Below are 25,944 nucleotides of genomic sequence, written 5' to 3'. Positions count from 1 at the left end.
ACGCGCATGAGTTCCATCGCCTCGGTGTCCTCGATCGCCCTGTCCGGCATGCGCGCCGCCGCCTCCGGCCTGCAGGCGCGCGCGAACAATGTCGCCAACGCCGCCACCGAAGGCTTCCAGCGCCAGGTCACGGCCAACCAGGAAGCGCCCGGCGGCGGCGTGAGCGTGCAGGTGCAGGCGGCAGGCGGCGAGGGCATCGACCTGGTCGACGACATGGTCGGCGGGTTGTCCGCACGCAACGACTTTCAGGCCAACGCGCGGGTGCTGCGCGCGGCAGACGACACCATCGGCAGCCTGCTCGACGTCCTGGCCTGAGGCCACGCCGCTCTTCCTTCTCCCTCCGGGAGAAGGTGCCCCGCAGGGGCGGATGAGGGTACGGGCGAAGCCTCATGCACCCAACTCCGCAAGACGCTTCGCGCCGGCCCTCACCCCAACCCCTCTCCCGGTGGGAGAGGGCTAAGGCTGTTCCTTCTCCCCTCGGGAGAAGGTGCCCCGCAGGGGCGGATGAGGGTACGGGCGCAGCCTCGCGCACCAACTCCGCGAGACGCTTCGCGCCGGCCCTCACCCCAACCCCTCTCCCGGTGGGAGAGGGGCTAGTCGGACGTTCCTTCTCCCCTCGGGAGAAGGTGCCCCGCAGGGGCGGATGAGGGTCCGGGCGAAGCCTCGTGCACCCAAACTCCGCAAGACGCTTCGCGCCGTACCCTCACCCCAACCCCTCTCCCGGTGGGAGAGGGGCTAGCCCGCCGTTCCTTCTCCCCTCGGGAGAAGGTGCCCCGCAGGGGCGGATGAGGGTCCGGGCGCAGCCTCGCGCACCTGCTCCTGTTTAACCCTGAAAGTACCCGCGAAGCCCGGTGCAGCCACCGTTGCGCCACCCAACGCTATGCAATTTTCCGCACCGATCCTCGACACAGCGCACAAGACGTCGCCGTCCCTGCGGCGCACGATGATGCGCTATTGCTCATCGGGGGACGGTACATGGATCGGAGAGATTTCCTGCGTCAGGGGTTGGCGGTCGGCGCCGTCGCCGGTGTCGAAGCCCTGGCCGGCGGCATCGCCGCACCCGCCAACGCCGCGCCGGCCACGCCGCTAACGCCGGCGGCGCCACGCCTGCAGCCGCTGGCCGCCGATGCGCTCGCCGGCCACACCCTGCAATGCCGCTTCACCGAGGCCGGCGCGCAGTGGCAGGTGTACGAAGACCTGCGCAGCGCCGATGGCGACCTGACCCTGCTCGGCCCCAGCGGCGCGCTGGTGCTCGGCAAGCGCACCGAAGCGGTCTACCCCAGCGCGCAGGCGCCGTATTTCGGCATGAAGCTGGCCGACGTCGCAATGGCCGAAGCCGACCTGCTCGCCGACCGCCTGCTGCGCGACGGCGATCCGCGCATGGACGAAGTACGCGATGCGGCGCCGCCGCCGGCCTCGCAACTGGATCCCAAGGACTACAACGGGCGCCTGCCGTGGACCACCTTCGTCGGCACCCGCGAATGCGCCGACACCATGCCGGTGTATCCGGACGGGCGCACCCGCGCCTATCGTGCGCTGCACGCCTTTCCCGAGTTGGGCAAGGCCGAGCTGGTCGCGCGCCGCCACGAAGGCCTGATCGGCGGCTGGATGCCGGCGGTGCGCAAGGTGGTGCCGGCCGGCGAGGGCCGCTACTACGACGTGCTGCTGTTCGCCGACGTGCTCGCCACCGACCGCTTCATCGTGCAGACCTGGCACCGCAGCGCGCTGGTCGAGCACGGCAAGGTGATCAAGGTGGTGTATGGCTACAGCTATCCCGACTACCCGCCGCGGCGCGGCCCGCGCAGCGCCGAGGACTTCTACCGCGGCCTGCTCGCCTTCGCCGGCTACTGGCAGGGCTTGCTCGCCGACACCGTGCAGGCGCAATTGCCCGACACCAGCTGGAGCGACATGGCGCGCTTCGCCTTCGCCCGCGAACTGGTGGTGCGCCCCGGCGGCACCTATCCGAAGTACGGCGCGGTCGATCGCGACTACTACGGCAACGAATACGACGGCTTCCAGGACACCTTCACCAGTTCGTTGTACGCGAACCTGGAGTGGGGCCGCTTCGCCCAGGCCGCGGCGGTGCTGGACGGCTACTTCAGCGACTTCGTGCAGCCCGACGGCATGGTCAACATGCGCGGCGCGGAGACCGGCCAGTTCGGCCTGACCCTGTCGCTGCTGGCGCGCTACCTGCGCTACACCGGCGATGCGGCGCTGCTGCGCAAGCACCGCGGCAAGATCGAAGCGACGGTGCAGGTGCTGCTGGAGCTGCACGACGCCAGCCTGAAGCTGCCAACCAAAACGCCCGGGTACGGCCTGATCCATGGCTGGAACGAATCCGATGCGTGTCTGTTCCCGGATCCGACCCTGTGGTGGAAGCCGTACTACGCCAACAGCGCGCTGGCGATCCGCGGCTGGCAGGACATCGCCGCGGTGTGGACCGCGATCGCCGGGCCGGGCGCGCAAGCTGTCGCGACGCAGTGGCAGCGGCGCGCGCAGCAACTGACCGCGCAACTGCACAAGACCCTGCGCGCCAATATCCGCCGCGACCTCAAGCCGGCCTACATCGGCCCGCTGCCGGGAGTGAAACTGACTTTCCGCCAGTCGCTGCAACAGGAGAGTCCCAGCGAGCAGGGCTGGCCGCACCGCGCCTATGCCGAACTGCTGCAGGCCGACGTGCTGCCTGCCGACCTCGCACACCTGGTCATCGACTGCGTGCGCGGCCATGGCGGCACCAGCCTCGGCGTGGTCGGCAACATCGCGCCGCCGACGCCGGAAGGGCGCGATCTGCTCGGTTTCATTTCCTACGGCTACGCGCAGCAACTGCTGCGCCTGGACCGGATCGAGGAATACCTGCTGTTCCTGTACGCGCACCGCTACCACGTGCACACGCGCGGCAGCTGGACCGCGGGCGAGGTCAGCGGCATCACCGGCGGCATGCCGCTGTTCTGCATCCCGGCGCAGATGACCATCCCGCTGCTGCTGCGCTGGATGCTGGTGTTCGAGGACAGCGCCGGCGAAGAACTGTTCCTGGCGCGTGCGCTGCCGCGCGAGTGGCTGGGCAGCGGCGAGGAGATCGCGATCGCCGCCGCGCCGACCCGCTGGGGCGCGGTGTCGCTGACGCTGCGCGGCGATCCGGCGCGCAAGCGCATCGACGGCACGCTGACCCTGCCGGCGCAGGCGCCGGCGCGGACCTGGCTGACCCTGCGCGTGCCGGCCGGCACGCAGCTGCGCGAGGTGCTGATCGACGGGCGGGCGGTGGCCTTGTCCGGGCCGCGCGACGAGCGCGTGCAGGTGCCCGCCGGCGCGGCGCGGGAAATGACGATTTCGGCCGCCTACGGCTGAGTGGCGAAAAAGTCGGAAATGTCCCGTTGCGCGTCGCGCAGTGCGATATTCCGCACGTTTAACCGATAAATACGACAAGACGACGCCATCACAGTACGCGCACATTGTGTCGGTGCAATGAAGTCTCCGGGGGAGATTCCTGCACGATGCAGCGCCGCACGCAGCGGCGACGGCGGCAGCTCGCGCTGCCGTCGCGCCTTGCATACGACGCCCTGTTCCGCCCCGCCAACGACCGCTGGCGATGGGGATGGCAGCCCGGGGAAGGGCATGCCGGCCCTGCCGATCGCCACGCGTCGCCGCCCAGGAGAATCCGATGTCGTCTTTGTCTGAACGCGCTGCGCCGCTCTTCCCGTCTTCGTGGCGCCGCGCGCAGCGGCCGGGCCCGCTGACAGCGGCGATCTGTACCGCACTGGCGCTGGCCGCCACCGCGCCGGCCGCACTGGCGCAGGACGCCAGCGCCGATGGCGCGGCCGCCACCACGCTGGAAAAGGTCACGGTGACCGGCAGCCATATCCGCCGCGTCGATGCGGAGACCGCCAGCCCGGTGATCACCATCGACCGCCAGCGGATCGAGGACAGCGGCCAGGACACGCTCGGCCAGCTGCTGCAGCAACTGCCGGCGATGGCCGGCAACATGCCCAACATCTCGCTCAATTCCGGCTTCAGCCACGGCCGCGCGCTGGTCTCGCTGCGCAACCTCGGCGCCGAGCGCACCCTGGTGCTGGTCAACGGCCACCGCATGGCCGGACCGGCCAGTAGCGTGTCCGCCGCGCCCGGCGTGGACATCAACGCGATCCCGGCGGCGATGGTGGAACGCATCGAGGTGCTGACCGACGGCGCGTCCTCGGTGTACGGCTCCGATGCCATCGCCGGCGTGGTCAACATCATCCTCAAGGACAAGTACGACGGCGCCGCCGCGACCGTCGACTACGGCCAGAGCACGCACGGCGACGGCAACCGCCGATCGGTGGGCGTGGAGTGGGGCAAGACCTGGGAGCGCGGCGGGCTGATCCTGGGTCTGAGCCGCAGCTCGATGAACGCGCTGTACGACGAAGACCGCAGCTACGCCAAGACCGCGGTGAACTATCTCAACGGCCAAGTGGTGGAACGCCGCGGCAACGGCACCCGCGCCATCCTCGGCGACGGCAGCGTGCTGACTCCGAACAGCGGCCTGGCGCCAGGCGCGGTCGATGCCGGCGATTTCCACACCAACAACATCGCCACCGACGGCTATAACTCCTATTACGGCCAGTACCTGATCACCCCGGTGCAGCGCACCAACTTCTCCGCCCACGCCAGCTTCGATTTCACCCCGAACGTGCAGGGCTACCTGGACATGTTCTGGACCCGCAGCGAGACCACCTCGCAGCTGACCGCCTACGGCCTGGAACAGCCCAACGCCACGCAGAACTACTACAACCCGTTCGGCAGCCAGCTGTCGCGCTACCTGCTGCGCTCGGAGGCGGCCAACACCCGCGTCTACACCTCGACCATGTACCAGACCAACATCGTGGCCGGTTTGCGCGGCAAGTTCGCCGACACCAGCTGGCAATGGGATGCGGCGGCCGGTTATGCGCGCTACAAGGACACCCTGGTGCGCAACGGCTTCTCGATCACCTCGGCGCTGAACAACGCGGTCGGCGCCTCGTTCCTGGACAGCGACGGCGTGGTCAAGTGCGGCACGCCGGGCAACGTGATCTCCGGCTGTACTCCGATCAACGTGTTCAACCCGGACGATCCGGCGACCATCGCCGGGATCAAGGCCACCCAGAGCGCGGTCGACCTGATCGACGAGAGCACCATGAAGTTCGCCGAGGCCAGCGTCAACGGCGACCTGTTCGCGATGCCGGCGGGCATGGTGCAGGCCGCGTTCGGGCTGTCGTTCCGCAAGAACGGGTTCTCGCAGGGCACCAGCAATCCGGTCGCCGCCGCCGATCCCGAAGGCAGTTGCGATTACAACGACGGCTGCATCATGAACCAGGGCCACGACGAGACGATCAAGGAAGCCTACGCCGAAGTGCTGATCCCGTTGCTCAAGGACGTGCCCGGCGCGCAGGCGCTGAACCTCAACCTGGGCACGCGCTATTCCAAGTACGACTACTGGGGCAACACCACCAACAGCAAGGTCGCGCTGGAATGGCGCCCGATCGACAACCTGCTGATCCGCGCCACCGGCTCGGAAGTGTTCCGCGCGCCGGCGCTGGGCGACCTGTACGGCTCGCCGTTCAAATCGGTGGTGGACGATACCGGCACCTACACCGACCCGTGCAACGGCTATACCGGCGGCGGCAACGCCGCGGCCTGCGCCAACGTGCCGACCAACGGCAGCTTCGTCAACACCTCCTCGTTCAACGTGCTGACCACCGGCTCGGCCAATGCCGGCTTCGCGATCAAGCCCGAGCAGGGCCGGTCCTACAACGTCGGCGCGGTCTACGATCCTGGCTGGGCGGACGGCTTGTCGCTGAACCTGGACAGCTGGCGGGTCACCCTCGACGACATGATCAACAGCTCCGGCCTGGACCTGGTGCTGCAGAACTGCTACGACGGCCAGAACGCGTACTGCCCGTTGATCCAGCGCAACGCCAGCGGGCAACTGGTCAACGTGACCGTGCCGTTCGCGATCAACAGCGGCAAGGTCGATATCCGCGGCTACGACATCGGCATCAAGTACGCGCTGCGCGATACCGCCTGGGGCAACTTCCAGGCCGGCGTCGATGCCACCTTCCTGTCCAGCTACAAGTTCAGCGGCGACGACCACAACTACGTCGGCGAGATGTCCAGCTGGGGCAACATGCCGCGCTGGCGCGCCAGCTTCAACCTGGGCTGGGACAACGGGCCGTGGCACGCGAGCTGGAACACCCGCCTGCTCGGCCCGACCACGGTCGGCAGCGCCTACGAGGACTTCTGCGTGAACACCGCCGCCGACGGCAGTTGCGTCTACTTCAAGGTCGGCACGGTCACCTACCACGACGTCTCGCTGAGCCGGAAGTTCGAGAGCCTGCACACCACGCTGTCGGCCGGCGCCAACAACGTCGGCAACCGCAAGCCGCCGCAGTACTACGGCTATGCGAGCGCGGCCAATACCGACGCGTTCACCTACGACACGCTGGGACGCTACTTCTGGGCGCGGCTCAGGACCGAGTTTTGAGGTTGCGGGCAGGCGGCGTGGCCGCGGCATGGCGGCGGCCGCGCGCCGCCGCCGCATTGCTCGCGGTGGTGCTGGGCGCGGCGTGCGGCGCGGTGGCGGCGAGCGCCATCGCCGCCGCGGATGGCGAAGCGTTGCAGGCCAGCAACGCCGCGCTCGGCTATCCGCATTTCAAGGGTACGCCGACACCGATTCCGGACAGCGGCGTGGCCTTCGCGCCGGGCGGGCATCTGCAGCGGGTGTTCGCCGCCGATCTGGCGGCCGGCGCCGGCACGGCGCCGGGCAAGGATTTCTGGATCGACCGCATGCTCGCGCGCAGCGGCACCGGCGGTGGGTTCGACGACGACAACAACTGGTTGTTCAGCCGCGGCCGCGCCGCGTACATGTACACCCACCAGCCGCAGCAGCCGGGTTTCGTCGGCGATGTCGCCTATGCGCACAAGACCGGCCACGATGCGCTGTTCCGGTTGCAGGCGGAGATCGACGGCAAGCCGCTGCACCTGGTCGAGGACAGCGCGCAGCGGCGGCAGACGCCGAGCTATTTCAGCAGCGTCTACGCCGATGCCGGCGCAGGCGTGCGGCTGCGCCTGGTCAAGTTCATCAGCGAGCAGAACGTGGCCGTGGCCGAGGCCACGCTGTCCAGCAGCGACGGCGTGGCGCGCACGCTGACCCTGCGTGCGATCTCACCGATGGCCACGCATGCCGACGGCGCCGAGCTCACCGGTGCGTTCGCCACCCACAACGCGATCACCACGGTGTTCCCGCGCCTGTCGGGCGACGGCTTCGCGGTCGAGGGCGGTTCCATCGCGCGCCGCGTGGCGCTGCCGGCGAGCGGCGAAGCGGCCACGCTGAAGGTGCAGCTCGGGCTGGTCACGCGCGAACTGCCGGCGTCGCTGAGCGAATACCGGCGCATCGCCGCGCAGTCGCCGCAGCAGGCGTACCGCGAGCACGTGGTCGCCTACAACCGCTGGTGGGCCGACAACCTGCCGTACCTGGACACGCCCGAGGACAACATCGACAAGACGTTGTTCTATCGCTGGTGGCTGCTCCGCTTCAATTTCCTCGACGCCGCGGTGCCCGGCAACGACTACCAGTTCCCGGTGGCGATCGAAGGCGTGCTCGGCTACGACAATGCGATCGTGCTGACCACCGGCATGTTCATCGACGACCTCAAGTACCTGCGCGATCCCAGCTACGCCTACGGCTCGTGGCTGGGCGCCGGCGAGACCGCCGGCGGCGGCAAGTACGTGGACAATCCCGGCGCGCCGGAGAACTGGTCCAATTCCTACGCCCAATACCTCAGCGCCGCCGCCTGGCGCGCCTACCAGCTGCACGGCGGGCCGCCGGCGGTGGCGGCGCAGCTGGCGCGCTACGCCAGCGCCGACGTGGACGCGCTGTTGCGCGCCTACGACCGCAACAATAACGGCCTGATCGAGTACGACTGGGCAGCGATGACCGGCAACGACGCCGATGCGGTGTCCTTCGACTGGGCCAAGCAGCACGGCCAGATCCGCATGGACCGCAGCGAAAGCGCCTACGTCTACGCCAACGCATTGGCCGCGGCGCAGGCCGCGCAGCTCGCCGGCGATGCGGGCACCGCGGTGCGCATGCAGGCGCTGGCGGCGAAGATCCGCAGCGCCGTGCTCGCCGTGCTGTGGCAGGACCACAGCGCCACCGCCGACGGCATGGGACTGCACGGCGACCTGCTCAAGCAGCGCCAGGCCGATGGCGCGCGGCTGCCGGTGGACTGGAAGGAGACCAACAACTACTACCCGTTCAGCGTCGGCCTGATGCCGAAGCAGGGCGATGCCGACTACGATCCGAAGTACGTGCGCGCGCTGCGCCTGTTCGCCGATACGCGGCAGTACCCGATCTTCCCGTTCTATACCGCCAACCAGGCCGACCGGCAGGCGCGCGGCGCCGGCGGCAGCAACAATTTCTCGGTGATCAACTCCACCGTCGCCTTCCGCCTGCTCGGCAGCGCGCTGCGCGACTATCCCAGTCCGTACCTGGACGCGGGCAGCTACCGCAAGCTGCTGTACTGGAACGCCTGGGCGCACTACATCGACGGCGACAACCGCTACCCGGACCAGAACGAGTTCTGGGCGCAGGGCAGCGCCGCCGACGGCGGCAGCATCGGCTACCGCTCGTGGATCCACCACACCCAGCTCGGCGCGACCAACTTCACCGTGATCGAGGACGCGATGGGCCTGCGTCCGCGCAGCGACGCGCAGATCGAGCTGTATCCGATCGACATCGGTTGGGATCATTTCGCCGCCGACGCGGTGCGCTACCGCGACCGCGACCTGTCCATCGTCTGGGACCGCGACGGCCGCCACTACGGCGGCGCGGTGCCCAAGGGCTATTCGCTGTATCTGGACGGGAAGCTGGCATTCACCGTCGATCGCCTGGCGCATGTGCTCTACGACCCGGCCAGCGGCCGCGTGCAGGCGCTGCCGGATGCGCTCAATGCGGATGCCGCGCAGCTGCGTGTGCTCGGTTCGAAGGCTATCGCCGTGCAGATGCCGGCGCAGGTGCGCTTCGCCGCCGATGCGCGGATCACCGCGGTACTGGCCAACGCCGGCGTGGACACCACGCTGCCGGCAACCGCGCGAAATCTCGCGCAAGGCGCGATGGTGAGCGCCAGCTATGCCGCCGACGGTTTCGCGGCCAGTGCGGCGGTGGACGGCAGCACCGCCAACGAACCGTTCTGGGGCACCGCCGGGTCGCCGTCGCGCAGCGACTGGATCGAACTCGACCTGGGCCGTCCGCAACTGCTGGACGACGTGCGCCTGTACTTCTACCGCAGCTCCTCGCCGCCCGGCGAACAGCACGGCTTTGCTTCCGGCACCCGCGCCGGCTACGCGCCGCCGTGGCTGTACGTGCTGCAGTATTTCGACGGACATGCCTGGAAGACCGTGCCCGGCCAGGTGCGCGATGCGCCGATCGCGCTGGGCAACCGCAACCGCGTGCGCTTCCCCGCGTTGCGCGTGCAGCGGCTGCGCGTGCTGGTGACCCATGCCGGCGCGCTGCGCACCGGGATCAAGGAAATCCAGGCCTATGCCAGCGGCGCGCGGGTGCCGACGGCCGACCCCAATCGGGCGCCGCAGGTCGAGGCCTGGCAGCAGGACGGTGTCGGCGGCGCGCTGCGTGTCGTTGGCCGCGTCGGCGACGACGCGCTGCCGAACGGCAGCTTGGCGCTGCATTGGAGCGTGCTGCAGGCGCCGCCGGGCGGCGCGGCGATCTTCGAGGAACCGCAGGCGGCCAGCAGCAGCGTGCGCTTCACCGCGCCAGGCGCCTACACGCTGCGCTTGCAGGCCGACGACGGCGCGTTGCAAGGCCATGCCGACGTGGCCGTGGTCGCCGCGCCGACGCCGGCCGGGCAGGGCCTGGAAGTGCAGGGCGAGGCCGAGGCCAGCGCGCAGGTCACCGCCGGCCATCACCGGCTGCAGGCGCTCAACGACGGGCTGCTGCCGGCGCCGGATCAAGCGCCGTCCGCGGATCGGCGCTGGGGCAGCTGGGGCCGCGCGCAACCGGTTTCGGTGTGGGTGCAGTACCAATGGCGGCAACCGCAGCGCTTGAACGGCGCCGCCGTCTACTTCTGGGACGACCAACCCAATGGCGGCGTAGCGCCGCCGCGCGCGTGGAAGCTGCAATACCGCGATGGCGAGCAGTGGCGCGACATCGGGGTGCGCGGCGGCTATCCGCTCGCCGCGCGCGGCGAAGCCAGCCGCGTGGCGTTCGCAGCGGTGACCACCAGCGCGTTGCGTGCGGTGCTGGAAACCGCGGTGCAGGGCGACGGCCACGCTGCGGTCGGCATCGACGAATGGCAGGTGTTCGCCGAGCGCGCCGATGCGGTCGAGCCGATCGACGTGCGGGTGGCGCCGGGCGAGACGCCGGCGCTGCCGCAGCGCATCGCCGCTTACTTCGCCGACGGCAGCTGGGATTGGCTGGGCGTGCGCTGGTCGCAGCTCGACGCGTCGTCGCTGGCCGGCGAAGGCCGCGTGCAGGTGCAGGGCCTGGCCGATGGCGGCCTGCCGGTGACCGCCAGCATCTGGGTGCGCGCCACCGCGCCGGGCCAGATCAACACGGTGCAGGCGCCACCGCCGCTGCACGTGCGTGCCGGCCAGGTGCCGGCGCTGCCGGCCTTCGTCGGCGTGCAGTACAACGACGGCTCGCGCGAACGGGTGCCGGTGCAGTGGCCGCCGTTGGCGCCGGCCGCGTATGCCGCGCCGGGCACCAGCAGCATCGTCGGCAGCGCGCAGGGGCGGGGCGGCAGCGGGCAGTTGCCGGTGCGGCTGCAGATCGTGGTCGACGCGGCGGTGGCGCCATGAGCCTGCGCCGCGCCGCGCGTGTCGCCCGGCGCATCGGTGCCTGCCTGCTGTTGGCGCTTGCCGTTGCCGTCGCGCAGGCGGCACCGTTGCCCGCGCGCAGCGTGCACAGCGCCGGCAATCCGATCCTGGCCGACGGCCGCGACTATTCCGCCGATCCGGCGCCGCTGGTCGCCGACGGCAAGCTGTACATCATCGCCGGCCGCGACGAGGCGCCGCCCGACGTCAACGACTTCGTGATCCAGCGCTGGCAAATGCTGGCGACCGACGATGTCGGCAGCGGCAACTGGACGCACTATCCCTCGCTGCTGCGTCCGGAACAGGTCTTCGCCTGGGCCGCCGCGGGCCGCGCCTATGCCGCGCAGATCGTGCAGGGACCGGACCGGCGCTACTACCTGTACGCGCCGGTGGAGGAAAAACACTCGCCCAACGCCGATCCGTTCGCGATCGGCGTGGCGGTCGCCGACAGCCCGCTGGGGCCGTGGCGCGATGCGCATCCGCAAGGGCCGATCCTGTCGCAGTCGCTGCCGGTGAAGAACACGATCCAGAACATTGACCCGACCGTACTGGTCGACGACGACGGCCGCGTGTATCTGTACTGGGGCACCTTCGGCAAGCTGTTCGGGATCGAGCTGGAGCGCGACATGGTCACGCCCAAGGGCGCGGCGGTGGCGGTGACCACGCTGGACGGCTATTTCGAGGCGCCGTGGCTTTTCAAGCGCAACGGCACTTACTACATGGCCTACGCCGGCAATCGTGCCGGGCCGGACTCGGATTGCACGCCGACGCTGTATCACGCCTGCATCGCCTACGGCAGCGCGCCGTCGCCGCTGGGGCCATGGACCTACCGCGGGGTGATCCTGCCGCCGGTGTCCTCCACCACCTCGCATTCGGGCATCGTGCAGTTCAAGGGCCAGTGGTATCTGGTCTATCACACCGCCGATGCCAAGGGCGGCGGCCACTTCCGCCGCAGCGTGGCGATCGACCGGCTGGACTGGGACGACACCCAGCGGCCGGCACGCATTCGCCCGGTGCTGGCCACGCGTGCGCCGCAGCCGCCGCAGCCGCTGCAGCGCAACGTGGCCCGCTACGCCTCCGCCAGCGCTTCCAACGGCCCGGACATCCCGCATCAATACTGGATCGCCGCGCTCAACGACGGCGTGGTCAAGCGCAATCCGCTGCCGCCGCAGATGTGGGGCAGCTGGACCGCGCACAATCCGCCGCAGCAGTGGATCCAGTACAGCTGGACGCAGCCGGTGACGCTGCAGCGCAGCCGCATCGTGTTCTGGGCCGACCATCCACCCGGCGCCAACGAAGGCGTGGCGCCGCCGGCGCGCTGGCATCTGGAATACCGCAAGGACGGGCAGTGGTTGCCGCTGGCGGAGGCGAAGAGCGGCACGGTTGCCGGCCGCGTGCAGACGCTGCGTTTCGCGCCGGTGACCACGCGCTGCGTGCGCGCGGTGTTCGATGCCTCCGGCGGCGACGGCCGCTATGCCGCGCTGGCGGTGCAGGAATGGGAAATGTGGGCCACGCGCGCGCAGCGCCTGGCCCAGGCCGGCGTTGCGGATGCGCAGCGCTGCGACACGCTTTGATGCATCGGGTGGTCGACGGATGAAGACGGATCGAAACGGGCGGCGCGTCGCCGCACCGGGCTTACTGCTGCTCGTATTGGCGGCGCTGGCGCCCTGCGCGCTGGCCGCGCCGAGTGCGGACGACTATCAGCGCGCGCAGGCGCTGAGCCAACGCTACGAGGCATTGGTCGATCGCCAGCCGTCGCAGCCGCTGTGGTTGGACGCCGGGCATTTCCTGTATCGGCGTTCGCTGGCGCGCAGCGGCGCCGCACCGGCGATCGAGTACCGCCGGGTCGCGGTCGCCGACGGCCGCAACGAACCTGCGTTCGATCACGCGCGGCTGGCGGCGGCGATGTCCGCGGCCAGCGGCAAGCCGGTCGATGCGGCGGCGTTGCGGTTGGACGAGGTGAAGCTGGACGCGCAGCGGCTGGTGTTCGAGCGCGATCGCGTGCGCTGGCAGTGCGATCTGCCGCAGTACCGCTGCACGCGCACCGAGATGGGCGCGTTGCCGCCCGATTCCTACGACATGAGCATCCCTTTGAAGCAGGGTCCGGCGTATGCGCAGGCGTCGCCGGACGGCAAGTGGCGGGCCTGGGTCGAGGCCGGCAACGTGGTGGTCGCGCTGGCCGCTGGCGGCAGCCCGGTCGCGCTCAGCCATGATGGCAGCACCGCCGAGTATTACGCGGCGGACAGCATCGCCTGGTCGCCGGATTCGACCCGGCTGGTCGCCTACCGCATCAAGCCGGCAGCGCCGCGCACGGTGTACTACATCGAGTCGGCGCCGCCGGACCAGTTGCAGCCCAAGCTGCATCAGCAGATCTACGCCAAGCCCGGCGATCCGCTGCCGGTGCTGCAGCCGGTGCTGTTCGACCTGGCCTCGCGGCAGGCGAAGGCTGTGCCGGCAGCGCTGTTCCCGAATGCGTTCGCGCTGAGCTGGCCGCAGTGGCGCAGCGACGGCAGCGGCTTCACCTTCGAGTACAACGAACGCGGCCACCAGCGCTACCGGGTGATCGAGGCGGATGGACACAGCGCGCAGGCGCGCACGCTGATCGAGGAAACCTCGCCGACCTTCATCGAATATTCCGATCTCAGCGGCACTCACGAGAATGGCGGCAAACGCTATCGCCACGATTTCGCCGATGGCGCGCATACCCTGTGGGCGTCCGAGCGCGACGGCTGGGAGCAGTTGTACCTGTACGACACGCGCAGCGGCGCCGCCCCGCGCCAGGTCACGCGCGGCGAATGGGTGGTGCGCAAGGTCGAGCGCGTCGACGAGGCCGCGCAGCAGATCTACTTCATCGCCTCAGGCATGAGCCCCGGCGAGGATCCGTACTACCGTCACGCCTATCGCATCGGCCTGGATGGCAGCGGATTGACCGCGCTGACCCCGGAGCAGGCCGACCACGAGGTCGTGCTGTCGCCAGACGGACGCTGGCTGCTCGACTTGTATTCGCGGGTGGACCTGGGGCCGGTGCTGGAATTGCGCCGCAGCGACGACGGCACGCTGGTGCGGCAGGTCGAGCGCGCCGACCTGACCCGGCTGCGTGCGGCTGGCTGGCTGCCGCCGCTGCCGTTCCACACGCCCGGCCGCGACGGCAAGACCGAGATCTGGGGTGTGATCCATCGGCCGCAGGCGCAGGCCGACGGGCAGCGCTACCGCGTGGTCGAGAACATCTACGCTGGGCCGCACGGCTCGTTCGTGCCCAAGACCTTCAGCGCGCGCGTGCCGGCGCTGACCGCGCTCGGCTTCGCCGTGGCGCAGATCGACGGCATGGGCACCAACAACCGTTCGCGCGCGTTCCACGACGTGGCCTGGCGCAACCTCAAGGACGCTGGTTTCCCCGATCGCATCGCCTGGCACCGCGCCGTGGCGGCGCAGTATCCGTGGTACGCGATCGAGCAGGGCGTGGGCATCTACGGCACCTCCGCCGGCGGCCAGAGCGCGCTCGGCGCGTTGCTGTTCCATCCGGAGTTCTACGTCGCCGCGGTGGCCAATTCCGGCTGCCACGACAACCGCATGGACAAGATCTGGTGGAACGAGCAATGGATGGGTTGGCCGGTCGGGCCGTGGTATTCGGCCTCGTCCAATGTCGACAACGCCGCGCGCCTGCAGGGGCATCTGCTGCTGGTGACCGGCGACATGGACCACAACGTCGATCCGGCCAGCACCTTCCAGGTCGCCGATCGGCTGATCAAGGCCGGCAAGGATTTCGATCTGCTGGTGGTGCCGGGCGGCGATCATGGCGCCGGCGGCGACTACGGCCGGCGCCGCTTGGCGGACTTCTTCGTGCGCTGGCTGCAGCAGGCGCCGACGCCGGACTGGAACCGGCAGGCGGCGGCATCGGCGCCCGTCGCGCACTGAGAGTTGCGCGCGTGCCGGCGTGAGGTGGCGCGCGGCGTGTGGCGGACATTGCGACACATCGCAACATATCGACAAATTTCCACGTCAAAGGCGACGTTTTTCCACAAGACGCTGACCCTGCCGACGTGAAACTCTGCAGTTGCGGTACGTAGCGACGCGCAACGGGTTTTCCTGGAGCGCGAAGACGCGCAACGGTTTTCCGATGCGCGACACGCGCACCGCATTCTGCGCCGTGCGGGGATGCACGGCCTCCATCGATCGATGCGGGTTCTCGTTGCCATGCGCAGCGCGGGCGCGGCGTCGTGCGGCCTGGATTTTGCGTGCAGGCCGCTCAACCGAGAGACAACCCATGCGCGACGTTCGTTTGCCTTCCCCCCCTCCGGCCTCCGCCTGTCGCGATCGACGCGGACACGGGCGCACGCTGTTGTGCGCTGCGATCGGCATGGCGCTGCTCGCCGCGCTGCCGGCGGCGGCGCAGGAGGCGGCTACCGTGCGCGACCCCGCCACCGCGGCGGCCGATGGCAGCGACAGCGCCGCCGACGCCAAGACCCTGGACAGCGTGGTCGTCACCGGTTCGCGCATTCGCCGCAACGATGCGCTGGACGGCCCCACGCCGCTGACCGTGATCGGCGCCGAGCAGATCCGCGCGGCCGGTTATACCGAGATCGCAGACGTGGTCAACCAACTGCCGAGCCTGGCGCTGACCCAGACCAGCCAGACCAGCAACCTGGCCGGCAATCCCGGCATCAACGCGCTGGACCTGCGCGGCATGGGCACCCAGCGCACCCTGGTGCTGGTCGACGGCCGCCGCCAGGTGCCGGCGATCCCGGGCACCTCGGCGGTGGACGTGAGCAATATTCCGTCCAGCCTGGTCGAACGCGTGGAAGTCATCACCGGCGGCGCCTCGGCGCTGTATGGCGCCGACGCGGTCACCGGCGTGGCCAATTTCATCCTGAAGAAGGACTTCCAGGGCCTGGACGCCAGCGCTCGCTATGGCATCTCCAGCCGCGGCGACATGCGCAGCAGCAGCGTCGATGCGCTGTTCGGGCACAACTTCGCCGACAACCGCGGCAACGTCACCGTCTACGGTTTCTACGAGCGCGAACCCGATTCGGTCTCCGGCCAGGACCGGCCGTGGACCGCCATGGGCTACCCGATGTACACGCGCAACAACCGCAACCAGCGCTACTGGATCTCCGACAACAACCGCAACATCAACAACGCCGAGGACGCGCAGCTCATCCTCGGCGGCCGCCACTACGCGATGACCGCCGATGGCCAACTGCGCGCGCCGGTGCTCGGCCCGGGCGGCTACGTCAACAGCGTGCCGCTGAGCCTGGCCGATCCATCCACCGCGCTGGGCAGCCTGCTCACCGACGGCGGCGAGTACGGCGGCCGCTACGACTCGTGGTATCTGGCGGTGCCGTCGGATCGTTTCGCCAGCCGCGCCACGCTCAACTTCGATTTCAGCGACAGCCTGCGCTTCTTCGCCAACGTCGGTTATTCGCGTACCACCTCGCAATCGGCGTGGCGCGCGCTGAGCGCGTTCGGCAGCGAGGCGGTGCCGGCCGACAGCCCGTTCATCACCGACGAAATGCGCGCGGCCAACGGCGGCACGATCACCGACGGGGTCTATTTCGCGCGGCACTTCGACGACGAACTGGGGCAGGGCGGTAGCCAGTACCGGCGCCAGCTGCTGCAGGGCGTGGTCGGCCTGGAAGGCGACTTCAGCCTGGGCGGGCGCGCCTGGAACTACAGCGCGTACTACTCCTATGGCCGCACCGAGCAGCGCAACCGCGACATCGATACGGTGTCCTACAAGCGCTATTACCTTGCGGTGGATTCCACCGCCGCCGCCGACGGCAGCGCGGTCTGCCGCAGCACGCTCACCGACCCGGGCAATGGCTGCGTGCCGTTGAATCCGTTCAAGCGCCTGACCGCGCAGGAGATCGGCTACCTGCGCTACACCTCGGACTGGGCCACCACCACCATGACCCAGCAGGTGCTGTCGGCCTACGCCTCCGGCGGCATCTTCGACCTGCCCGGCGGCGAGGCGCAGATCGCGTTCGGCGGCGAGTACCGCAAGGAGCGCAACGACATCGGCGCGATCGCCCAGTACGATCCGGCCAATCCGGCCTACAACGCCAGCCTGGGCACCACCCAGCTGCCGCTGGTCGGCCAGTACGACGTCAAGGAACTCTACAGCGAGCTGCACCTGCCGCTGCTGGCCGACAAGCTGTTCGCGCAGCGCCTGGGCGTGGACGCGGCGGTGCGCGTGTCCGACTACAACACCGCCGGCCGCACCGTCACCAACAAGTTCGGCATCGACTGGGCGCCGATCCAGGACATCACCCTGCGCGGCACCTACGGCAAGGCGGTGCGCGCGCCCAACATCGGCGAGCTGTACACCGCCAGCAGCATCGGCGGCATGTGGGTCACCGATCCGTGCAACACCTACAACCAGCGCTACCGCACCGACCGCACCCAGTACACCGCGGCCAACTGCGCGCAGCTCAATCCGTCGGACAAGAGCACCTACTGGCTGTATCGCGACATCATCACCAAGGGCAACCTGGACCTGGCCAACGAAACCGCCAAGACCCGCACCGTCGGCATCGTGCTGCGCCCGCGTTTCCTGAAGGATTTCTCGCTGTCGGTGGACTACTACAACATCGACCTGCGCGGCGCGATCGATTCGTTCCCGGCGCAGACCATCATCAACAAGTGCGTGGACGCGCCGACCCTGGACAACCAGTTCTGCTCCTTCGTCAGCCGCGATGCCGACGGCAACCTGCTCAACGCGGTCACCCAGAAGCTCAACCTGTCGCGCTACCTGACCCGCGGCGTCGACTTCTTCGCGCAGTACCGCTACGACCTGGCAGAGCGCTGGGGCCAGAATGCCGGCGCGCTGTCGTTCGACCTGAACTACACCCACCTGATCCGCCAGGACTACACGCTGGATCCGGACCAGCCGGAGGAGGTCACCCGCTTCGCCGGCGTGTTCGGCTCGCCGTCCTGGAAGGGCGTGCTGCGCGGCACCTGGTCCAATGCGCATGCCGGCGCGACCTGGTCGCTGCGCCACTTCTCCAAGATGCGCAGCAGCACCCAGATCACCGATACCGAGTACCAGAAGGTGTGGACCGGCAACGTGTTCTACAGCGACGTGTCCGGCTACTACCGGCTCAAGTCGGGGCTGGAAGTGTTCGGCGGGGTCAGCAACCTGTTCGATCGCGCGCCGCCGCGGGTGCCGGGGGCGGAGGCGGGCGGCGCCAATTTCGAGCTGGGCTACCACGCCGGCGTGTACGACGTGATCGGGCGCATGTACTACGGCGGGATCCGCCTGGCGCTGTGAAGGCCAGACGCGATTCGGCACAAATCCGCATGTTCGCGCAGCCGTGGCGACAAGACGCGATGACGTATCGATGACACAGTGGCGACAGGCCGCCCGTTCGTGGCCGCGGTCGGGCCTGCGCCTGCCGCCGCCAAGCGCAAAGGAGCAAGCAATGCCGTCTCGCATTTCCTCTCGGTTCCCCGTGGCCATCCCTTCGCGCGGTGCCCGATGAACGCGCGCTCCGGACACGTCCACAGCGCGCACTGCGCGCATAGCGCGTCCGCGGACGCCGATATGGCGGCGCTGGATCCGTCGCGGCGCCGGTTCCTGCAATGGAGCGCGCTCGCGGTGGCCGCGGGACTGCTGCGCTTCCCGCTGGATGCCGCCGCGTCCAGCGCCGGCGCCGTGCAGGCGCTGCCGCTCAAGCAGGTCACGCTCAAGCCGTCGCTGTTCCTGGATTCGCTGCAGACCAACCGCCGCTATCTGCTGGAACTGGAACCGGACCGCCTGCTGCACAACTTCCTGCAGTACGCTGGCCTGCCGCCCAAGGGCGAGGTCTACGGCGGCTGGGAGGGCGACACCATCGCCGGGCACACGCTCGGCCACTACCTCAGCGCGCTGGCCAAGATGCATGCGCAGACCCGCGATGCGGCGCTGCGCCAGCGCATCGATTACATCGTCGCCGAGCTGGCGCGTGCGCAGGCCAAGGATGCGGACGGCTATGTCGGTGGGCTCACCCGCAAGAACGACAAGGGCGCCATCGACAACGGCAAGGTGGTGTTCGAGGAAGTGCGCCGCGGCATCATCAAGGGCAGCAAGTTCAATCTCAACGGCAGCTGGTCGCCGCTGTACACGGTGCACAAGCTGTTCGCCGGCCTGCTCGATGCGCACGAACTGGCCGGCAACGCGCAGGCGCTGCAGGTGCTGCTGCCGCTGGCCGGCTATCTGGGCGGGGTGTTCGACGCGCTCGACCACGCGCAGATGCAGACCCTGCTGGACACCGAGTTCGGCGGCCTCAACGAGTCCTACATCGAACTGGGCGCGCGCACCGGCGATCCGCGCTGGATCGCGCTGGGCAAGCGCCTGCGCCACGAGAAGGTGATCGATCCGGCCGCGGCCGGCCGCGACGAGCTGCCGCACATCCATGCCAATACCCAGGTGCCCAAGTTCATCGGCGAGGCACGCCAGTTCGAGGTCGCCGGCGATGCCGATGCGGCGGCGGCGGCGCGTTTCTTCTGGGAGACGGTGACCGGCCACTACAGCTATGTCATCGGCGGCAATGCCGACCGCGAGTATTTCCAGGAACCGGACACCATCGCCGCGTTCCTGACCGAGCAGACCTGCGAGCACTGCAACAGCTACAACATGCTCAAGCTGACCCGGCACCTGTACCAGTGGACGCCGCAGGCGCGCTATTTCGACTACTACGAGCGCACCCTGCACAACCACACGATGGCCGCGCAGCATCCGGCCACCGGCATGTTCACCTACATGACGCCGATGATCAGCGGCGGCGAGCGCGGCTTCTCCGACAAGTTCGATTCGTTCTGGTGCTGCGTCGGCAGCGGCATGGAGGCGCACGCGCAGTTCGGCGACTCGATCTACTGGCAGGATGCGGCGTCGCTGTACGTCAACCTGTACATCCCCTCGACCCTGGATTGGCCCGAGCGCGACCTGGCGCTGGAGCTGGACAGCGGCGTGCCCGACAACGGCAAGGTGCGGCTGCAACTGCGCCGCGCCGGCGCACGCACGCCGCGCCGCCTGCTGCTGCGGCTGCCGGCCTGGTGCCAGGGCGGCTACACGCTGCGCGTCAACGGCAAGACCCAGCGCGGCACCGCCGCCGACGGTTACCTGGCGCTGGAGCGACAGTGGCGCAGCGGCGACGTGATCGAACTGGACCTGGCGATGCCGCTGCGCCTGGAGCATGCCGCCGGCGACGCCGACACGGTGGTGGTGATGCGCGGTCCGCTGGCGCTGGCCGCCGATCTGGGCCCGGTCGCCGATCCCTACGATGCGCCGGACCCGGCGCTGGTGGCCGCGGCCGATCCATTGGCCGGGTTCGCCGAGTTGCCGCAGTCCGGGCATTTCCTGGCCGCCGCCACGCAGCCGCCGGGGCTGACCTTCGTGCCGTTCTACGCGCAGTACGAACGCCGCAGCGCGCTTTACTTCAAGCGCCTGGCGCCGGCGCAGTGGGCGCAGGAAGCGGCGCGGCGCGCGCGCCAGCAGGCCGAGCGCGCCGCGCTGCAGGCCACCGCGGTGGACATGATCCAGTTCGGTGACGAGGCCTCCGAGCAGGCGCACAAGCTGCGCAGCGATACCTCCTTCGGCGGCGCCTACCGCCGCCAGCAATGCCGCGACGTACGCGGCAAGGGCTTCGTCGAGTTCCAGATGAAAGGCAGTGCGCAGCCGCTGGCGTTGCGCCTGCGTTTCTGGGGCAGCGACAAGGGCCGCTTCAACATCCTGATCGACGGCAAGCTGGCGGTGGAAGTACAGGTGGACCGCAGCCAGGTCATCGACTTCGTCGATCGCGATTACGCGTTGCCGCCGGCGCTGACCGGCGCCAAGCAGCTGACCTTCCGCATCGAGCCGCAGCACGGCGATACCGCCGGACCGCTGTTCGGTGGCTGGTTGATCCCGGCCGCGAGCGCGTGACGGCTGTGGCAGCGCACGCACGCGGCGCTGGCGTCGCGCCCCGGCAGGAGCCATCGATGGCGTCGTGCTCGCGCTTCGCTTCTCCCGCCCGCCGCTGGCTGTGGCGTGGCCTGTTCGCGCTCGCAGTGACCGGCAGTGGCGGCTGCGCGCATGCGCCGCCACCGGCCGCGATCGTGGCGCCGGCCAGCCCGTTGCACGGCATCTGGGTGATCGCGCAGGGGCCGTCGTTTCCCGGTCCGCGCTACCTGCGCATCGTCCAGCGCGACGGCCAGGCGCAGGGCAGCATCACCACCGACTGGTACGGCGATGTGCCGATGCAGCAACTGCGCATCGACGGCGACGTGGCGCATTTCCAGATCGACAACGGCAATCCGCGGCTGCCGGCGCAGCCGTGGACCGCGACCCTGGAGCACGGTCAGCTGCACGTGGCCGGGCGCATCTGGGATGAGCAGGTCGATGTGCGCGCACGCCGCGGCAGCGAGGCCGACGCGGCACGGCTGGCATTCCCGGTCGCGCCGCTGCCGGACTACGCAGCGCTACCGAGCGATGGCCTGGCGCGGACCCCGCCGCTGGGCTGGAGCAGCTGGAACCGCTTCGCCGAGCACATCGACGACGCCACCGTGCGCCGCATCGCCGACGCCATGGTCGCCTCCGGGCTGCGCGATGCCGGCTACGTCTACGTCAACATCGACGACGGCTGGCAGGGCCAGCGCGACCGCGACGGCGTGCTGCAGCCGAACGCGCGCTTTCCCGACATGCGCGCGCTGGCCGACTACGTGCACGGCAAGGGCCTGAAGCTGGGCCTGTACAGCTCGCCCGGACCCAAGACCTGCGCCGGCTACACCGGCAGCTACGGCCACGTCGAACAGGACGCGCGCACCTGGGCCGGCTGGGGCGTGGACTACGTCAAGTACGACCTGTGCTCCGGCGAAGGCATCTTTCGCGAGCCGCAACAGGTGCGCCGCGCCTACCTGCAGATGGGCCAGGCGCTGCGCGCGACCGGGCGGCCGATCGTCTACAGCCTGTGCCAGTATGGCCGCGACCATGTCGGCCAGTGGGGGCGCGAGGTCGGCGGCCACCTGTGGCGCACTACCGGCGACATCGAGGACAGCTACGCGAAGATGGCCTCGATCGGTTTCGACCGCAACGGCGATCCCGCCGATGCCGGGCCGGGCGGCTGGAACGATCCGGACATGCTCGAGGTCGGCAACGGCGGCATGCGCGTGGACGAGTACCGCACACACCTGGCGCTGTGGGCGCTGTCGGCGGCGCCGTTGCTGCTCGGCAACGACCTGCGGCAGATGACGCCGGCGACGCTGGCGCTGCTGCGCAACCGCGACGTGCTGGCGATCGACCAGGATGCGCTGGGCGTGCAGGGCAGGGCGGTGCGCAAGGACGGTGCGATCGAGATCTGGCGCAAGCCGCTGGCCGATGGCGGCGTCGCGCTCGGCGTGTTCAATCGCGATGCGCAGCCGCATCGGGTGGCGCTGACCGCGGAGGATGCAGGCACCGCGCTGCGCGGACGCCGCTGGCGCGATCTGTGGCGCGGCGGCAGCCGGCCTGCCGGCGAGCTGCGCAGTGTGCAGGTCGCTGCGCATGGTGTGGTGTTGCTGCGGCTGTCGCCGCCGGCTGCTGCGCACCTGCATTGAGTTCGACGGGAAGGCGGGGGCGCGCCACTGCGGGCGCGGTCCGTCTTGCCTACGCGCTTGTCCTGCCTGTTTCGTGCGTGGCGGGGCTTGGCGATATATCGCAGCGAAGCGCCGGCGTGCACCGACTCCCAGGCTGAACCGAAAGCAACGGGCGTGCATGCCGGTCGGGCGCCCCATCGCGCCGCCGTGCCGCGACCATGCGCTATTCCGCATGCAGAACCGCTAATTGCGACAAGACGCCGGCCGTGGTTCCGGGCACATTGTGATCGCATCGTTAAAACGTGATGAACTTTGTTTCCGGCCAATGGCCGGTGCGCGGGACAGGATCCGCCGCCGCCCTTCGCCACCCACCGCAGGACCGGGGATCTGCGCACGCGCTGCGTGCGAAGGACAACCAGCATCCCCGAGATTGTGTCCGGCCTTGTTGAGGCCGCGGCGCAGGATGCGTATCACCGGCGTCGCTGTGCAGCGTCGCCCTCATTGCATGTTCCGTCGCTGGCGCAGGCCGGCGTGGAGCCGTTCGGCCCATCGTTTTCGCTTACGCCACGTGTCGCCATCGCTCAGGAGATCTCCATGTCGTTCCCGCACGCACCCCATCCTTCCCATCGCCGCGCACCGGTGCAACAGCCGCTGGCCCTGGCCGTGGTCGCCGCATTGTCGCTGGGCAGCTCCTGGTCGGCGCTGGCACAGGAGGCGAGCGCGGACGACGGCAAGACCCAGACCCTGGACAGCATCGTGGTCACCGGCTCGCGCCTGCGCCGCGTCGATACCGAGACCGCCAATCCGGTGGTGACGATCAACCGCGCGCAGATCGAGGCGACCGGCAAGGCCACGCTCGGCGATCTGGTGCAGGAACTGCCGTCGATCGCCGGCAACGCGACCAATCCCAACACCAACAATGGCGGCGGCACCGGCGCCTCGACCATTTCGCTGCGCGGCCTGAGCGACAAGCGCACGCTGATCCTGGTCAACGGCACGCGCCTGGCCAGCAACGACGTCAATGCGATCCCGGCGACGATGATCGAGCGGGTGGAAGTGCTCAGCGACGGCGCCTCGGCGGTGTACGGCTCGGACGCGATCGGCGGCGTGGTCAACTTCATCCTGCGCAAGGGCTTCGACGGCATCGAGGCCAGTACCGACTTCGGCACCAGCTCGCGCAGCGACGGCAACCGCCGCAACTTCTCCCTGACCGCCGGCAAGACCAGCGATCGCGGCAGCATCGTCGCCGGCCTGTCCTACCACAACATCGATCCGGTCTCGGCCGGCGAGCGCGGCTATTCCAAGGATGCGCTGTCGCTGATCGACGGCGTGCCGGTGAAGCAGGGGTCCTCGGCCACGCCGACCGGCAGCATCAGCTTCGACGAAGGTTCCGCCCAGTCCAAGGCGCTGGCGGCGAGCAACGGCTGCTCGCGGGTCACCTTCAACGGCGGCAGCGGCAGCCCGACCAATGCCGGCCAGTACCACTGCTACAACGCCTCCGCCGACTCCTACAACTACCAGCCGTACAACCTGCTGCAGACCCCGCAGGAACGCACCAACGCCTTCGTGATCGGCAGCTTCCGCTTCAACGATCACCTCGAAGGCTACGTCAACACCTACTTCAGCAAGACCACTTCGTCCTCGATCATCGCGCCGATTCCGATCTTCGCCAACGGCGACAATTTCCTGGTCTCCGCCGACAGCTACTACAACCCGTTCGGCGTCAACTTCGGCACCGACCGCAGCACCGGCACCTCGTACAACAGCTTCAACAGCCGCGCCACGGTGCTGGGCAACCGCCGCTACGAATACAACACCTACAATTTCCAGATCAATCCCGGCCTGCGCGGCAGCTTCGGCGACAGCTCCTGGCAGTGGGATGCCAGCGTCAACTACGGCAAGGTCAAGCAGAAATCGATCAACCAAGGCTTCCTCGACTACGCCGGCTTCAACGCCGCGGTGGGCCCTTCGTTCCTGGACAGCGACGGCACGGTCAAGTGCGGCAGCGCCGGTGCGGCGATCGCCGGCTGCACCCCGATCGACGTGTTCAACCTCAACAGCGAAAGCAACAAGGCCGCGCTGGAAGCGCTGGTGGTCAACCCGATCGTCACCAGCGTCTACACGGTCAAGCAGTTCGAGGCCAACGCCAACGGCAACCTGTTCGACCTGCCGGCCGGCACGGTGAGCCTGGCCGCGGGCGTGTCCTACCGCAAGGAAAGCACCTCCACCGCCGCCGATCCGCTGTGGACCGGCGACGAGAACGGCATGTGCGGGGTGATCGAATACTGCGCCACCGTGCTCGGCGGCAGCTTCAGCGTCAAGGAAGCCTATGCCGAGGCGCTGTTCCCGCTGCTGGCGGACCTGCCGCTGGTGCATTCGCTGAACCTGACCATCGGCAGCCGCTTCTCCGACTACGACACCGTCGGCAGCAAGACCAACAGCAAGGTCTCGCTGGAGTACCGTCCGATCGAGAACCTGCTGCTGCGCGGCACGGTGTCGCAGGTGTTCCGCGCGCCGAACATCAACGAACTGTATTCCGGCGTGGTCGGCGATTCGGCCACGGTCAACGATCCGTGCAACGGCTACACCGGCGGCCACGAGGGCGCCTGCGTCAACGTGCCCACCGACGGCAGCTACCAGCAGGCCGACAACCAGATCGGCGCCAAGGCGTCCGGTGCGGTGGTGGCCGGCTACCAGCTCAAGCCGGAGACCGGCAAGTCCTACGATTTCGGCGTGGTCTACGATCCGGGCTGGCTGGATGGCCTGTCGATGAGCGCGGACCTGTGGAAGATCAACCTGCAGGACACCATCACCCAGGTGTCTGCGCAGACCGTGTTCAACCAGTGCTACGCCAACTCGGGCAGCGCGTTCTGCGCGCTGATCCACCGCAACGACAACGGCACCATCAACTACGTCGCCGAGCCCACCGTAAACCTCGGCAAGCTGTGGGCCAGCGGCGCCGACTTCAGCCTCAACTACCGCCTGCCGGACACCGCTTGGGGCAGCTTCAACGCCGGCCTCAACGGCACCTACACGATCCGCTACGACGTCAATCCGGACAGCACCGACCCGAACACCGTCACCATCCACAACGCCGGCAAGTACACCCAGGCCTACGGCAACTTCCCGCGCTGGCGCGCGCTGGGCACCCTGGGCTGGAACCTCGGCAACTGGAGCGCCAACTACCGCATGCGCTACATCGGCGCCACCGAGATCGGCAGCGCCGACGCGCGGCAGAACCTGTCGGCCGACGTCGGCGAGGCCGGCGTGGTGCGTGGCATCGGCGCTTACGTCTACCACAGCGCGCAGGTCGGCTATCAGTTCGCGCAGTGGCGCACCCGTGTCGAGTTCGGCGTTGACAATCTCACCGACAAGCAGCCGCCGCTGTACTACGCCAACAACGTCGGCAACGCCAACACCGACGTGGCCACCTACGATCTGCTCGGCCGCTACTACTGGGCGCGGGCGACGGTGAAGTTCTAAGCCTGCGTTAGGCCAGTCCGAACCGGGGCGTTGCGGATGTCGTTCCCGGTCGGCGTCTGCACGCGTGCCTCGATGTAGTGGCGCGCGATGCTGGCG

The 25,944-nt window shown here is 69.1% G+C and carries 11 protein-coding genes; 10 read left to right on the top strand and 1 reads right to left on the bottom strand.

All coding sequences use genetic code 11. From position 1 onward, the window contains the following. Positions 1–6 precede the first annotated feature (6 nt). From HEP73_RS13925 to HEP73_RS13900, 6 genes are all read left to right on the top strand, one after another. Complete coding sequence (locus HEP73_RS13925; RefSeq protein WP_185820436.1) at positions 7–315, top strand: flagellar basal body rod C-terminal domain-containing protein; 309 nt, start codon at positions 7–9, stop codon at positions 313–315. 660 nt (positions 316–975) lie between these two features. Next, on the top strand, positions 976–3,345 hold the full coding sequence (locus HEP73_RS13920) for a glucosidase family protein (protein WP_185820435.1): 2,370 nt from the start codon (positions 976–978) through the stop codon (positions 3,343–3,345). 313 nt (positions 3,346–3,658) lie between these two features. Continuing rightward, entirely contained in the window at positions 3,659–6,493 is a 2,835-nt protein-coding gene (locus HEP73_RS13915; RefSeq protein ID WP_185820434.1) for a TonB-dependent receptor domain-containing protein, read from the top strand. Beyond that, positions 6,490–10,824, top strand: coding sequence for an Ig-like domain-containing protein (locus HEP73_RS13910; RefSeq protein WP_185820433.1), 4,335 nt, complete (start codon positions 6,490–6,492; stop codon positions 10,822–10,824). The genes HEP73_RS13915 and HEP73_RS13910 overlap by 4 nt, the downstream gene beginning before the upstream one ends. After that, positions 10,821–12,413 carry a family 43 glycosylhydrolase gene (locus HEP73_RS13905; protein WP_185820432.1) on the top strand — a complete coding sequence of 531 codons (1,593 nt, stop codon included), beginning with the start codon at positions 10,821–10,823 and terminating at the stop codon, positions 12,411–12,413. The genes HEP73_RS13910 and HEP73_RS13905 overlap by 4 nt, the downstream gene beginning before the upstream one ends. Positions 12,414–12,432: 19 nt before the next feature. Continuing rightward, a complete protein-coding gene (locus tag HEP73_RS13900; protein WP_185820431.1) occupies positions 12,433–14,754 on the top strand; it encodes a S9 family peptidase in 2,322 nt (773 codons plus the stop codon). 84 nt (positions 14,755–14,838) lie between these two features. Here the strand turns inward: HEP73_RS13900 and HEP73_RS13895 are convergent, their stop codons facing one another. Further along, positions 14,839–15,105: a hypothetical protein gene (locus HEP73_RS13895; RefSeq protein WP_185820430.1), complete on the bottom strand. Its 267-nt coding sequence runs from the start codon at positions 15,103–15,105 to the stop codon at positions 14,839–14,841. A gap of 91 nt (positions 15,106–15,196) precedes the next feature. Here HEP73_RS13895 and HEP73_RS13890 point away from each other — a divergent pair, with 91 nt between their 5' ends. The 4 genes from HEP73_RS13890 (at position 15,197) to HEP73_RS13875 (ending at position 25,848) form a co-directional block, all read left to right on the top strand. Continuing rightward, positions 15,197–18,106 (top strand): TonB-dependent receptor plug domain-containing protein, encoded by a 2,910-nt coding sequence (locus HEP73_RS13890; RefSeq protein ID WP_255423503.1) that lies wholly within the window; start codon positions 15,197–15,199, stop codon positions 18,104–18,106. Between the two features lie 207 nt (positions 18,107–18,313). Beyond that, complete coding sequence (locus HEP73_RS13885) at positions 18,314–20,737, top strand: glycoside hydrolase family 127 protein (protein ID WP_185820429.1); 2,424 nt, start codon at positions 18,314–18,316, stop codon at positions 20,735–20,737. A gap of 56 nt (positions 20,738–20,793) precedes the next feature. Next, positions 20,794–22,386 carry a glycoside hydrolase family 27 protein gene (locus HEP73_RS13880; protein ID WP_185820428.1) on the top strand — a complete coding sequence of 531 codons (1,593 nt, stop codon included), beginning with the start codon at positions 20,794–20,796 and terminating at the stop codon, positions 22,384–22,386. Between the two features lie 573 nt (positions 22,387–22,959). Next, on the top strand, positions 22,960–25,848 hold the full coding sequence (locus HEP73_RS13875) for a TonB-dependent receptor (RefSeq protein ID WP_185820427.1): 2,889 nt from the start codon (positions 22,960–22,962) through the stop codon (positions 25,846–25,848). The last annotated feature ends 96 nt before the right edge of the window (positions 25,849–25,944 follow it).

Source organism: Xanthomonas sp. GW (assembly GCF_014236815.1).
GTDB lineage: Bacteria > Pseudomonadota > Gammaproteobacteria > Xanthomonadales > Xanthomonadaceae > Xanthomonas_A.
Note: the sequence above shows the minus strand (reverse complement) of the source record. Positions and strands in the feature narration are given on the sequence as shown.